The organism is Actinospica durhamensis (assembly GCF_018139695.1).
GTDB lineage: Bacteria > Actinomycetota > Actinomycetes > Streptomycetales > Catenulisporaceae > Actinospica > Actinospica durhamensis.
On sequence record NZ_JAGSOG010000038.1, the window covers coordinates 1 to 12,920 of the forward strand.

General features: G+C 71.2%; 14 protein-coding genes. 8 read left to right on the plus strand and 6 right to left on the minus strand.

What is annotated here, in order from left to right; all coding sequences use genetic code 11:
* From KDL01_RS10605 to KDL01_RS45205, 8 genes are all read left to right on the plus strand, one after another.
* The coding region (locus KDL01_RS10605; protein WP_212528236.1) for a M23 family metallopeptidase at positions 1–501 on the plus strand (501 nt) is incomplete at its 5' end.
* 456 nt (positions 502–957) lie between these two features.
* Positions 958–1,911: a 30S ribosomal protein S2 gene (rpsB, locus tag KDL01_RS10610; protein WP_212528237.1), complete on the plus strand. Its 954-nt coding sequence runs from the start codon at positions 958–960 to the stop codon at positions 1,909–1,911.
* Between the two features lie 43 nt (positions 1,912–1,954).
* On the plus strand, positions 1,955–2,794 hold the full coding sequence (tsf, locus tag KDL01_RS10615) for a translation elongation factor Ts (RefSeq protein WP_212528238.1): 840 nt from the start codon (positions 1,955–1,957) through the stop codon (positions 2,792–2,794).
* A gap of 224 nt (positions 2,795–3,018) precedes the next feature.
* Positions 3,019–3,768 (plus strand): UMP kinase, encoded by a 750-nt coding sequence (gene pyrH / locus KDL01_RS10620; protein WP_307846234.1) that lies wholly within the window; start codon positions 3,019–3,021, stop codon positions 3,766–3,768.
* Positions 3,769–3,879: 111 nt separating this feature from the next.
* Positions 3,880–4,437 carry a ribosome recycling factor gene (gene frr / locus KDL01_RS10625; protein WP_212528239.1) on the plus strand — a complete coding sequence of 186 codons (558 nt, stop codon included), beginning with the start codon at positions 3,880–3,882 and terminating at the stop codon, positions 4,435–4,437.
* A gap of 215 nt (positions 4,438–4,652) precedes the next feature.
* On the plus strand, positions 4,653–5,513 hold the full coding sequence (locus tag KDL01_RS10630; RefSeq protein WP_212528240.1) for a phosphatidate cytidylyltransferase: 861 nt from the start codon (positions 4,653–4,655) through the stop codon (positions 5,511–5,513).
* Positions 5,514–5,617: 104 nt separating this feature from the next.
* Positions 5,618–6,727 (plus strand): dual-specificity RNA methyltransferase RlmN, encoded by a 1,110-nt coding sequence (gene rlmN, locus KDL01_RS10635; RefSeq protein ID WP_212528241.1) that lies wholly within the window; start codon positions 5,618–5,620, stop codon positions 6,725–6,727.
* 10 nt (positions 6,728–6,737) lie between these two features.
* Entirely contained in the window at positions 6,738–7,421 is a 684-nt protein-coding gene (locus tag KDL01_RS45205) for an HAD family hydrolase (RefSeq protein WP_212528242.1), read from the plus strand.
* Here the strand turns inward: KDL01_RS45205 and KDL01_RS10645 are convergent.
* The 6 genes from KDL01_RS10645 to KDL01_RS10670 form a co-directional block, all read right to left on the minus strand.
* A complete protein-coding gene (locus KDL01_RS10645) occupies positions 7,378–8,037 on the minus strand; it encodes a hypothetical protein (protein WP_212528243.1) in 660 nt (219 codons plus the stop codon). The genes KDL01_RS45205 and KDL01_RS10645 overlap by 44 nt on opposite strands.
* The gene (locus KDL01_RS10650) at positions 8,034–8,807 is read right to left on the minus strand and encodes an ATP-binding cassette domain-containing protein (RefSeq protein ID WP_212528244.1); all 774 of its coding nucleotides are present in this window, start codon (positions 8,805–8,807) and stop codon (positions 8,034–8,036) included. The genes KDL01_RS10645 and KDL01_RS10650 overlap by 4 nt, the downstream gene beginning before the upstream one ends.
* Before the next feature lie 174 nt (positions 8,808–8,981).
* The gene (locus KDL01_RS10655; protein ID WP_212528245.1) at positions 8,982–10,364 is read right to left on the minus strand and encodes an NAD(P)/FAD-dependent oxidoreductase; all 1,383 of its coding nucleotides are present in this window, start codon (positions 10,362–10,364) and stop codon (positions 8,982–8,984) included.
* Between the two features lie 10 nt (positions 10,365–10,374).
* Positions 10,375–11,046 carry a pyridoxamine 5'-phosphate oxidase family protein gene (locus tag KDL01_RS10660; protein WP_212528246.1) on the minus strand — a complete coding sequence of 224 codons (672 nt, stop codon included), beginning with the start codon at positions 11,044–11,046 and terminating at the stop codon, positions 10,375–10,377.
* Between the two features lie 8 nt (positions 11,047–11,054).
* Complete coding sequence (locus tag KDL01_RS10665; protein WP_212528247.1) at positions 11,055–12,431, minus strand: aspartate aminotransferase family protein; 1,377 nt, start codon at positions 12,429–12,431, stop codon at positions 11,055–11,057.
* On the minus strand, positions 12,428–12,907 hold the full coding sequence (locus KDL01_RS10670) for an Lrp/AsnC family transcriptional regulator (RefSeq protein WP_438801955.1): 480 nt from the start codon (positions 12,905–12,907) through the stop codon (positions 12,428–12,430). The genes KDL01_RS10665 and KDL01_RS10670 overlap by 4 nt, the downstream gene beginning before the upstream one ends.
* Positions 12,908–12,920 lie beyond the last annotated feature (13 nt).

Below are 12,920 nucleotides of genomic sequence, written 5' to 3' on the forward strand. Positions count from 1 at the left end.
GACCCCGCCTCGACCTCCGACCCCGCCTCGGTCTGGACGTGGCCGCTCGCCGGACAGAGCCAGCCGACGTCCGGAGCCGCCGCCGACCCGTCCGAACCCGCCGTGCTGCGTCCCTTCGAGCCGCCACGGCATCGCTGGGATTCGGGGCATCGGGGCGTTGACCTGGGTGGTTACCGCGGCGAGGCGGTGGTGGCGGCAGGGTCGGGGGTCGTGCTCTACGCCGGGTACCTCGTCGATCGGCCCGTGGTCGTGGTCGGGCACGGGGAGCTTCGGACGACGTACGAGCCGGTCGCGCCGGATCCGGCGACCGTCGTGGGGGAGCGGGTGGTCCGCGGGCAGCGGATCGGCACGTTGCGCAGCGGGCACTGCGCCGCGGCCGCGTGTCTGCACTGGGGACTCGTCGCAGGACACGGGCACGCGGCGGTCTACTACGACCCGCTGCTTTTGCTCGGTTGCGGGGCGGTGCGCCTCGAGCCGCTGAGCCCGTCGCCGGGCCGATGACTCCGGGTGCGGCCACCTCCGCGCCACCCCGCCGCCACCCAGTCCTCGACCAATCCAGGCAGCGCAGGCAATCCGGTCAGGGGGCCGCCGCGGAGCGGCTAGAATGGTCCGGCAGTAACAAACCAGAACCCAGGTCCACGCCCCTCGGCCCCGACCGGCATTCCGCCGAGGCCATGGTGCGCGGACCGAATTCGCGTGTCCACGGCCGAGTCCGTCACACGTCCGCAGCGCCCCACCCTCGCGTGGGCCGCACGGCGTGAGGCTGACCTGACCGGCGGTCGCTCGGTTCCGCACCGGCCCTCCAGGGTACGGCGCGGCGCGGCCGCCGCCCGGACACCAGGGCGGTAGCTTTCGGGAGCTTTCCGGCTTCCGGTCCCCAGCCTCGGCTCGGGGCCCGGCCGGCATGGTTCCGGAACACCGCGGTCAAACCGGACTACGAACGAGGAGGACACGGCAATGGCCGTCGTCACCATGCGCCAGCTCCTGGAGAGCGGCGTCCACTTCGGACACCAGACCCGTCGCTGGAACCCGAAGATGAAGCGCTTCATTCTTACCGAGCGCAACGGCACCTACATCATCGACCTGCAGCAGTCGCTGTCGTACATCGACCGGGCCTTCGAGTTCATCAAGGCCACCGTCGCCCACGGCGGCACGGTCCTGTTCGTCGGCACCAAGAAGCAGGCGCAGGAAGCCGTGGCCGAGCAGGCCAAGCGCGTCGGCATGCCCTACGTGAACCAGCGCTGGCTGGGCGGCATGCTCACCAACTTCTCCACCGTCTACAAGCGGCTGCAGCGGCTCAAGGAGCTCGAGCTCATCGACTTCGACGACGTCGCCGCCTCCGGCATGACGAAGAAGGAGCTGCTCGTCCTGCGCCGCGAGAAGGACAAGCTGGACAAGACCCTCGGCGGCATCCGGGACATGCAGAAGGTGCCCTCCGCGGTGTGGATCATCGACACCAAGAAGGAGCACATCGCCGTCGGCGAGGCGCGCAAGCTGCGCATCCCGGTGATCGCGATCCTGGACACCAACTGCGACCCGGACGAGGTCGACTACAAGATCCCGGGCAACGACGACGCGATCCGCTCCGTCGCCCTGCTCACCCGCGTCGTGGCCGACGCCGTGGCCGAGGGCCTCGTGGCCCGCTCCGGCCAGCAGGCCACCGCGACCGAGGGTGCCGAGGTCGCCGCCGGCGAGCCGCTCGCCGAGTGGGAGAAGGACCTGCTGGTGACCGAGCCCGAGGTCCCCGTCGTGACCGCGTCCGAGGGCGCTGCCGCCGAGACCGCGACCGAGGCTGCCGCCGAGGCCGTGGCCGAGACCGCGACCGCGACCGAGGCCGTCGAGACCTCGACCGAGGCTGTCGAGCCCGCGACCGAGGCCGTCGCCGAGACCCAGTCGGACGAGCAGGCCTGACCCTCCCGACCCGCGATAGCCAGAACAGGGGATTAACCGCATCATGGCGAACTACACCGCCGCCGACATCAAGAAGCTGCGGGAGCTGACCGCGGCCGGAATGCTCGACTGCAAGAAGGCGCTCGAGGAGACCGACGGCGACTTCGACAAGGCCGTCGAGTACCTGCGGGTCAAGGGCCTCAAGGGCGTGACCAAGCGTGAGGGCCGTTCGGCCACCAACGGCCTGGTCACCTCGCAGATCGAGGCCGACGGCAGCAAGGGCACGCTGCTCGAGCTGGCCTGCGAGACCGACTTCGTCGCCAAGGGCGACCGGTTCCAGCAGGTCGCCGCCGAGCTGCTCGCCCACGTCGTGGCCACCGGCCCGGCGGAGGTGCCGGCGCTGCTCGCCAGCACCTTCCCGACCACCGGCAAGTCCGTGCAGGAGTTCGTGGACGAGGCCAACGCCACGCTCGGCGAGAAGATCGAGCTGCGTCGCACCGCCACCTTCGAGGGCGGCTTCGTCGCGTCCTACCTGCACAAGACCTCGCCGGACCTGCCGGCCCAGGTCGGCGTGCTGGTCCAGCTGGACAAGGCCGACGCGGCCACCGCGAAGGACGTCGCGCAGCACATCGCCGCGTTCGCCCCGACCTACCTGACCCGCGACGAGGTTCCGGCCGAGATCGTGGAGAACGAGCGTCGGCTGGCCGAGGAGACCTCCCGCGAGGAGGGCAAGCCCGAGGCCGCGCTGCCGAAGATCGTCGAGGGCCGGGTCAACGGCTTCTTCAAGGACAACGTCGTGCTCGAGCAGGCGTTCGCCAAGGACCCGAAGAAGACCGTGGCGAAGGTGCTCGAGGAGGCAGGCGTGACGCTGCAGGCGTTCGCCCGCTTCCGCGTCGGAGTCTGATCCACCGCAGGGGCGGTCGGGCGCGAGGTTGGAATCCCAGCCGAGCGACCGGCCGCCCCTCGGCGCAAGAACCCGCCCGTCTCCGAAGGTGACACCCTGGAGGTAGGACACGGGCGGATCGCGGGGCGCGCCCAGCGCACCCCCCGACCCGCAACATCCCGCAAGCCCTCGCGGGCGCGCCGCGCGCGCCTCGCGATCCGTACGCCGCCTGGAGGTCGATACCGGTGCCGGAAACCACCCCGTCCCCTTACAAGAGGGTCCTGCTGAAGCTGTCCGGGGAGGTGTTCGGCGGCGGCAAGGTCGGGGTCGACCCGGACGTGGTGCAGTCGATCGCCCGTCAGATCGCCGAGGCGCTGTGGGCCACCGGCACGCAGATCGCCGTGGTGGTGGGCGGCGGCAACTTCTTCCGCGGCGCCGAGCTCAAGCACCGCGGCATGGAGCAGACCCGCGGCGACTACATGGGCATGCTCGGCACCGTGATGAACTGCCTGGCCCTGCAGGACTTCCTGGAGAAGCAGGGCGTGGAGACGCGGGTGCAGACCGCGATCACCATGGCCCAGGTCGCGGAGCCCTACATCCCGCGGCGGGCGATCCGGCACCTGGAGAAGGGCCGCGTGGTGATCTTCGGCGCGGGCGTCGGCATGCCGTTCTTCACCACCGACACCACGGCCGCCCAGCGCGCGCTGGAGATCGACGCCGAGGTGGTGCTGATCGCCAAGCAGGGAGTGGACGGCATCTACGACTCGGACCCGAAGACCAACCCCGGGGCCTACCGCTTCGACACGATCGACCCGCGCGAGTTCCTGGTGCGCGGCCTGAAGGTGATCGACGCCGCGGCGGTCTCGCTGTGCGGGGACAACTCCATGCCGATGCTGGCCTTCGGCATGGAGACCGAGGGCAACATCGGCCGCGCCATCGCCGGTGAGAAGATCGGTACGCTGGTGAGCCGTGTCGACGGAGCCGACGCGCAGTAGCGTGAGCCCTGCGGGACGCATCAGTACCCGAGCGCACCAACTCCGGGTCCGGCCGCACCCGGCAACCAGCGGCCCGCAGCAGCCGTATCCGAACCGATGTAGGGAGCCGTGATGATCGACGAGACCCTCCTCGAGGCCGAGGAGAAGATGGATAAGGCCGTGGGCGTGGCCAAGGAGGACTTCACCGGCATCCGCACCGGACGCGCCACTCCGGCGATGTTCAACAAGATCGTGGTGGAGTACTACGGCACGATGACGCCGGTCCCGCAGATGGCCTCGATCCAGGCGCCCGAGCCGCGCATGGCGGTGATCACGCCCTACGACAAGACCACGCTGGCCGCGATCGAGAAGTCGATCCGCGACTCCGACCTGGGCGTGAACCCGAGCAACGACGGCAACATCATCCGCGTGCTCTTCCCGCAGCTGACCGAGGAGCGTCGGCGCGAGTACATCAAGCTGGCCAAGTCCAAGGGCGAGGACGCGAAGGTGTCGGTGCGCAACATCCGCCGCCACGCCAAGGAGGCCATCGACAAGCTGGTCAAGGACGGCGAGGTCGGCGAGGACGACGGCCGGCGTGCGGAGAAGGAGCTCGACGACCTGACCGCCAAGCACACGGCGCAGATCGACGAGGCGCTCAAGCACAAGGAGAACGAGCTGCTCGAGGTCTGAGCCGGCTCAGCCCGACCCACGGCCCGGCCGGGCGGATCGGGGGCCGGGCTCCGGACCGTCGGCCCCTCGGCCGGCGGGCGCACGACGGCTACCGGACATAGGCTGCGGCTGGAGGAACGGCGTCTCGCCGGTGGGTGTAGCCTCTCCGACGGCAACGTTACGTGATCACCGGGGCGGTGCCCGCGGACTGTGTGGAGGAAAAAGTGGGCGGGCAAATGACGAGCGCCGTCAAGCGGAGGGAGCAGCCCGTGGCGGAGCCGAAGGCCACGGGCAAGGCCGGTCGCAACCTCCCCGCGGCCATCGGCGTCGGCCTGGGCCTCGGCGTGGTCATCGTGGCCTCGCTGCTCGTGGTCAAGGTCGCCTTCCTGGCCGTGGTGGCGCTGGCCGCCGTGGTGGCGCTGCACGAGCTGAGCGTGGCCCTGAAGGAGCGCGGCGTCTCGCTGCCGCTGATCCCGGTCGCGGTCGGCGGGCTCGGCATCCTGGCCGCGGCCTACTTCTCCGGCGAGGGCGCGCAGACCGCGGTGCTCGGCCTGACCGTGGTGGCCATCCTGGTCTGGCGGCTGGCCGACGGCGCGGACGGGTATCTGCGGGACACGACCGCGGCCGTGTTCGCGGTGGTGTACGTCCCGTTCCTGGCCGGATTCGCGATGCTGCTCACGGCGCAGGACCAGGGCGCCCAGAAGGTGCTGCTCTTCCTGCTGCTCGTGGTGTGCAACGACACCGGCGGCTACGCGGCGGGGGTGCTGTTCGGACGGCACCCGATGGCCCCGAAGATCTCGCCGAAGAAGTCCTGGGAGGGCCTGACCGGCTCCGTCATCACGGCGGCGGTCGCGGGCGCGGCCTACCTGGACCTGGTGCTGCACGGCAAGCCCTGGCAGGGCGCGGTGCTCGGTGTCGCGGTGGTGGCCAGCGCGACGCTGGGGGACCTGTGCGAGTCGATGATCAAGCGCGACCTGGGCATCAAGGACATGGGGCGGCTGCTGCCGGGCCACGGCGGCATCATGGACCGGCTCGACTCGCTGCTGCCGACCGCGCCGATCGTCTACCTGCTGCTGCAGCTCTTCCTCAAGCACTGAAAAGCGCCGATCTTCCCGCGTACCGACCTGCGGCGGACCGTGTACCGGCCCGGGCCGCGCCTCGGCTGGACGAAGCTGCCGGTGGGGGATGGGACAATAGCAGGATGAGTGCACAAAAGCCCGGTGAACTGGTCTTCGAGGCGCCCCGTCGCGGGAAGCCGCCGCGCCACCTCGCGGATCTCACCCTGATCGAACGCAAGCAGGCCCTGTCGAACGCGGGCCTGCCCGGCTTTCGTGCAGCTCAGCTCTCCACGCACTACTTCGACCGGCTCGAGGACGACCCGCAGGGCTGGACCGACATCCCGGCCGCCCAGCGCGAGCAGCTGCGCGAGGCCATGCTTCCGTCGCTGCTCACGGCGGTGCGCGAGCTGACCGCGGACCAGGGCACCACGCGTAAGACGCTCTGGAAGCTGCACGACGGCGCACTGGTCGAGTCGGTGCTGATGCGCTACCCGGACCGCGCCACCATGTGCGTCTCCTCGCAGGCCGGCTGCGGCATGAACTGCCCGTTCTGCGCGACCGGGCAGGCCGGCCTGACTCGCAACATGTCCACCGCCGAGATCGTCGAGCAGGTCGTGGCGGGCGCGCGGTCGCTGGCCCGGGGCGAGGTGCCGGGCGGGCCCGGGCGGGTGTCCAACGTGGTGTTCATGGGCATGGGCGAGCCGCTGGCCAACTACAAGGCAGTGATCAGCGCGGTGCGCCGGCTGGTCGAACCCGCGCCGGAGGGCCTCGGCCTTTCGCAGCGGCACATCACCGTCTCCACGGTGGGGCTGGTGCCGGCGATCGAGAAGCTGATCGAGGAGAGGCTCAACGTCACGCTGGCGGTCTCGCTGCACGCCCCGGACGACGAGCTGCGCGACGAGCTGGTCCCGGTCAACACCCGCTGGAAGGTGGGCGAGGTGCTCGGCGCCGCCTGGGACTACGCCGGGCAGACCGGTCGGCGCGTGTCCATCGAGTACGCGCTGATCAAGGACGTGAACGACCAGGCCTGGCGGGCCGACCTGCTCGGCAAGCGGCTCAAGGGCAAGCTGGCGCACGTCAACCTGATCCCGCTCAACCCCACGCCGGGTTCGAAGTGGACCGCCTCGCGGCCCGAGGACGAGGCCGCGTTCGTGCGCACGCTCGAGGCGCACGGGGTGGCGGTGACGGTCCGCGACACCCGCGGCCGGGAGATCGACGGAGCCTGCGGCCAGCTGGCCGCGCACGAGGACTGAGGGAGCATCCGTGGCGGTGGAGATAGTCCGGCATGTGGTCTGGGACTGGAACGGCACCCTGTTCGACGACCAGCAGCTGGTCGCGGCGGCGACGAACGCCTCGCTCGTGGCGGTGGGCTGCGGCCTGCTCGACGTCGAGCGCTACCGTGACCTGTACCGGCGGCCGCTGCAGGACTTCTACTTCGCCATGGTCGGCCGGGAGTACACCGCGCTCGAGTGGGAGCTGATCGACCACACCTTCGCCCATACCTACGCGGCGGGCCTGGAGACCTGCGGTCTGACCGCGGACGCGCTGGCCGCGATGGACAGCTGGGCGCCGCAGGGCCAGTCGCTGCTGTCGATGTACGACCACGACAAGCTGGTGCCGCTGGTCGACGCGCTGGGACTGGCGCCGCGGCTGAACCGGGTGGACGGGCGCCCGCCCACGCCGGACTACGGCCCCAAGGCCAAGTACCTCACCGCGCACCTGAGGCACCTTCAGCGCACCGATCCGAGTCTGTCCCCGGGCCAGATAGCCCTGGTCGGGGACTGCGTGGACGACGCGCTGGCGGCGCTCGAGGTGGGCGCGACCGCGGTGCTCTACACCGGCGGCTCCTCCAGCCGCGCCAATCTCGAGGCGGCCGGACTCGGCCTGCCGATCGTGGACACGCTCACTGAGGCTGTGGCCGCACTGCGCGCCGGCCGACTCGGCTGAGGGTCCGCCCGAGCCAGTACCCGGTGGCCCGCGCCCACTCGCCGCTGAGCAGGCCGGTCAGCGCCATCAGCACGATCGGGGTTAGGATCGCGGCGAACGTCCAGCTGCCGGCGGAGTCCTTGATTGCCACGGCCAGCGGGGCGGTGCCGGGCAGGATCGAGCCCAGCAGACCGTGCAGCAGCAGGATGAGTGCCACGCCGACCAGCGACCCGGCGAGCGGGTAGGCCACCTGGCGGCTGAGCGAGGTCAGCGCCGCGGTCCGGCGGCCCACCCGCACCTGACGCAGTGCCAGCGCGGTGCCCCGGCGCCGGTCGCCGAGCCGGATCGCGTTGCGCCACAACGGCGGCAGGCCGGGCACGGACAGACACAGCAGGCTGACGGCGGTGACGCCCGGCAGCTCGCGTGCGCCGAGTGCGGCCAGCGCGACGGTGAGCGGCATCGCGAGGTACGCGCAGGCGCCCCCGACGCGCAGCAGTGTGCGCAGGTCGTCGCGGTAGAGCGGCGGCAGGAAGCGCCAGGCGAGCCAGGCCAGGACGGGCAGGCGGTGTTCCGGCGTACTCGCCGGCGCGGCCGCGCCCGGCTTCGTCGCCGTAGCGGGGCCTTTCCCCGTGCTCACCGGACGGGTCCGGCGGGTGTGGCGGGTGTGGAGGCGGCGCGGGTCGTCTCGGCGGCCGAGAGCACGGGCACGGCGGCCGGCCGCGGCCCGGCCGGCTGCACGTTGGTACGGCCGTTCGCCAACCGGATCGTGCGGTTGAAGTACGCGGCGGTCATCGGGTCGCGGGTGAAGACGACCACGGCGGTGCCGTGCGAGACCGCGATCGAGCGCAGGATCCGGGCCGTGGCCTCGGCGGTCTGCCCGGTGAGGTCGGCCAGCGGCTCGTCGGCGAGCAGCACGATCGGGTCGTTGACCAGCGCTCGGGCCAGCGCGGCGCGGCGCAGCACCGGCGCGGTCAGGGTCGCGGCGCGCACGGGGGCATAACGCTCTATCTCGAACCGCTCGAGCCAGATCCTGGACCGCTCCACCGCCTCGCCGGCGCGCATCCCGGTCAGCCGCAGCGGCAGCGCGACGTTCTCCGCCACGGTCAGCTCCGGCAGTATGCGGCAGTCCTGCGGCAGCACGCCGAACTGGCGCCGGAACACCTCGAGGCGCGCCTCGGGCTCGAGCGCGTGCAGCGGCCGGCCGTTGGCCCACAGCGTGCCGGAGGCCGGTTGGATCAGTCCGCACAGCGCGCCCATCAGGGCGGATTTGCCCGAGCCCGGTTCGCCGAGCACGGCCACGGCCTCCCGCTCCCCGACCGCGAGACCGGCCCCACGCAACACAGAGCCGTCGGCCGGGTACGTCAGGCCGACGGCGTTGAGAACGGGATTGTCCGAGGGTAGGCTCACCCCTCGACTCTGCCCCCGGGCACCGGGTTAATCCACTCAAATCGGATGTAATTCCTCCGATGTGATGATCGTGCACCGTATGGGGACCGCCGGACCCGGTGCCACGGCGGACCCGGACGGAGCAGCGCGCCCAGGACGGACGCGGCGCCACCGCATGGTGGCGCCGCTCGGGTCTCAGGCGCCGAGGAAGCGCCCGAAGACCCGGGCCCGGCGGGAGGGGCGCCCGGTACGGGCCTCCTCCGCGTCCGCGCTGTCCATCACGCGCAGGCCGAGGTTCGCCCCGATCCAGCGCAGCGGCTCGATCTCCCACTTCGGCGAGCGGTGCCCGACCCAGGGCAGCGCGGTCAGCTCGGTGCGCTGGCCGCGGATCAGGTCGGCCAGCGTGCGCCCGGCCAGGTTGGTCGCGCCCACGCCGTCGCCCACGTAGCCGCCGGCCCAGGCCAGCCGGGCCGCGCGGTCCAGGCCCACCGAGGCGAACCAGTCCCGCGGCACGCCCAGCGCGCCGCCCCAGGTGTGCGTCACCTTCACGTCGCCGAGCACCGGGAACAGTTCCGTCAGCACCTGCTTGAGCTCCGCCTGCACCCGCGGCTCGCGGTCGTACTCGGGCTTGATGGAGGAACCGAAGTGGTAGGGCGCGCCGCGGCCGCCGAAGGCCAGCCGGCCGTCCGCGGTGCGCTGGCCGTAGATGATCAGGTGGCGGCCGTCGGAGAAGGTCTGACGCTTGCTCAGTCCGATCTGCGCCCAGGTCTCCTCCGGCAGCGGCTCGGTGGCCAGCATCAGGGAGTAGACCGGGATCAGGTCCCGCTTGAACCCGCCCACGGTCGTCGTGTAGCCCTCGGTCGCGCGCACCACGGTCTCGGCCGTGACCGAGCCGTACGGCGTGCGCGCCTCGCCGTGCCAGATCGAGGTGACCGGGGTCTGCTCGTAGATCTCCACGCCCATCCGCTCGACCACGTCGGCCAGGCCGCGTGCGAGCAGCGCGGGCTGGATGGCCGCGCAGTGCGGGGTGTAGGTGGCGCCGAGCACCTCGGTGGCGTGCACCTCGGCCCTGGCCTCCTCGGCCGTGAGCAGCCGGTGGTCCTCCTCGCCGAAGCCGTATTCGCGGAACTCGGCGATCTCCTCGCGGGCCCGCTCGAGCTGGACCTCGCTGCGGGCGAGGACCACGGTGCCGCTCTTGCTGAAGTGGCAGTCGATGCCCTCGGCCGCGGCCACCGCGCCGACCTCGTCCACCGCGCCGTTGAGCGCGCGCTGCAGGTCCACGGCCGCCTGCTTGGACCCGGCCACCTTCGCCACCTTGGCCAGGCTGGAGGGGAACAGGGCCGAGCACCAGCCGCCGTTGCGCCCGGAGGCGCCGAAGCCCGCGTACTGCGCTTCCAGGACCACGATGCGCAGGGACGGGTCGGCCTTCTTGAGGTAGTAGGCCGTCCACAGGCCGGTGTACCCGGCCCCGACGATGGCGACGTCGGCGTCCCGCGGTCCGGGCAGTGCCGGTCGCGAGACGACGGGGGTGGGCAGCGAGGCGTGCCAGAAACTCGGCGCGGTCACGAGGGCGGTCACGGGTGATCCTTCAGGAGGTCCGCTGTCGCCAGCGGTCGATGTACGCGGGTATGCGGGCGTGCGCGGGGTCGAGGTCCTCGGCCGGGACCGGGTCGCCCCACTGCCGCGTCAACGGCAGCCGGCCGGCCCACACCGGCAGCTCCCGATCGGCCGGCTCGTCGCTCGGGCCGTCGGCGGAGATCTTCAGCGAGCACTCGTCCAGCGGGAGCTCGAGCACCGCGGTGGCCTTGAGCTCCTGGGCCGAGGGCTTGCGGATCTCCTCCCAGCGTCCGGGCATCAGGTGCTCGCTGATCTGGCGCAGCGCCCGTTCCTTGGTCCGGCCGTGCAGCACGCCGCAGTGGCCGAGCACCATCGCGCTGCGGTAGTTCATGGACGACTCGAACGCCGAGCGGGCGAGCACGAGCCCGTCCAGCTCGGTCACGGTGAAGCACACCGGCACTCCGGCCGCGCACAGCCGGAACAGCCGGCTCGCACTCGAGCCGTGGAAGAGCACCGTCTCCTCCACGCGGGCGTAGGCGACCGGCAGCACGTACGGCCGGCCGGCGTCGGCCACACCGAGGTGGCCGACCAGCCCGGCGTCCAGGACCGCGTGCAGAGCGGAGCGGTCCCGGACGGCGAGCTCGGGGATACGGCGAACCCGGGTCCGCTCGGTGGAACCCGGGTTCGCGAGCAGCATCTCCATCAGAAGACTTACAGCCTCGTCCAGGCCTCGGTCAGCACGGAGCGCAGGATCTGCTCGATCTCGTCGAACTGCTCCTGGCCGGCGATCAGCGGCGGGGCCAGCTGCACCACCGGGTCGCCGCGGTCGTCGGCGCGGCAGTAGAGGCCCGCGTCGAACAGCGCCTTGGACAGGAAGCCGCGCAGCAGGCGCTCGGACTCGTCGTCGTCGAAGGTGGCCTTGGTGGCCTTGTCCTTGACCAGCTCGATGCCGTAGAAGTAGCCGTCGCCGCGCACGTCGCCCACGATCGGCAGGTCGTGCAGCTTCTCCAGCGTGGACCGGAACGCGTGCTCGTTCTTGAGCACCCGCTCGTTGAGGCCCTCGCGCTCGAACAGGTCCAGGTTGGCCATCGCGACCGCGGCCGAGACCGGGTGGCCGCCGAAGGTGTAGCCGTGCGGGAAGTAGTTCGTGCCCTGGTAGAAGGGCTCGGCGATGCGGTCGGAGACGATCGCGGCACCGATCGGGGAGTAGCCCGAGGTCATGCCCTTGGCGCAGGTGATGATGTCCGGGATGTAGTCGAACTTGTCGCAGGCGAACATCGTGCCGAGGCGGCCGAAGGCGCAGATGACCTCGTCCGAGACGAGCAGCACGTCGTACTGGTCGCAGATCTCGCGCAGCCGCTGGAAGTATCCGGGCGGCGGCGGGAAGCAGCCGCCGGAGTTCTGCACCGGCTCGACGAAGACCGCGGCCACCGTGTCCGGGCCCTCGGCCAGGATCGCGTTCTCTACCTGGTCGGCGGCCCAGCGGCCGAAGCGCTCGAGGTCGGCGCCGAGCTCCGGCACGCCGGTGATCTCCTCGGCCCGGTAGAAGTTGGTGTTCGCCACCTTGTGCGCGCCGGGCACCAGCGGCTCGAAGTACTTCTTGGCGTCCGGGATGCCGGTGATGGACAGGGCGCCGTGCGGGGTGCCGTGGTAGGCCACCGCGCGGCTGATCACCTTGTGCTTCATCGGCTTGCCGACCAGCTTGAAGTACTGCTTGGCCAGCTTCCAGGCGGTCTCCACCGCCTCGCCGCCGCCGGTGGTGAAGAAGACCTTGTTCAGGTCCCCGGGCGCGAGCGCGGCGAGCCGGTCGGCCAGGTCGATCGCGTTCGGGTGGGCGTAGGACCACACCGGGAAGAACGCGAGCTCCTTGGCCTGCTTCGCGGCGGCCTCGGCGAGCTCGGCCCGGCCGTGTCCGGCCTGCACCACGAACAGGCCGGCGAGGCCGTCGAGGTACTTGCGGCCGTTCGCGTCCCAGATGTAGGCCCCGTCGCCCTTGACGATCGTGGGCACCGGGTTGTCCTTGTACGTGGACATCCGGGTGAAGTGCATCCAGAGGTGGTCGTAGGCCCGGCTGTCGGTCGTCGTCATCGCGTACCCCAGGTGTAGGTCTGTTTGTGCAGTCTCAGGTAGACGAAACTCTCGGTGCTCCGTACCTGCGGGATCGCTCGGATCCTCTTGTTGATGATGTGCAGGAGCTGGTCGTCGTCCTCGGCGACCACCTCCGCGAGCAGGTCGAAGGAACCCGCGGTGGCGACCACGTAGGCCACCTCCTCCATGCCGGACAGCGCCTGCGCGACCGGTTCGATATCACCTTCGCATCGAATCCCGATCATCGCCTGCCGGTTGAAGCCGACCGTGAGCGGGTCGGTCACCGCCACGACCTGCATCACCTCGGCGTCGAGCAGCCGCTGCACCCGCTGGCGCACCGCGGCCTCGGAAAGGCCCACGGCCTTCGCGATGGTCGCGTAGGGACGCCGGCCGTCCTGTTGGAGCTGCTCGATGATGGCCTTGGACAACGGATCCAACGCCGCGCCCGGGTTCTTGCGCCGGGCCGCTCCTTCGATCGACACGTCGTTC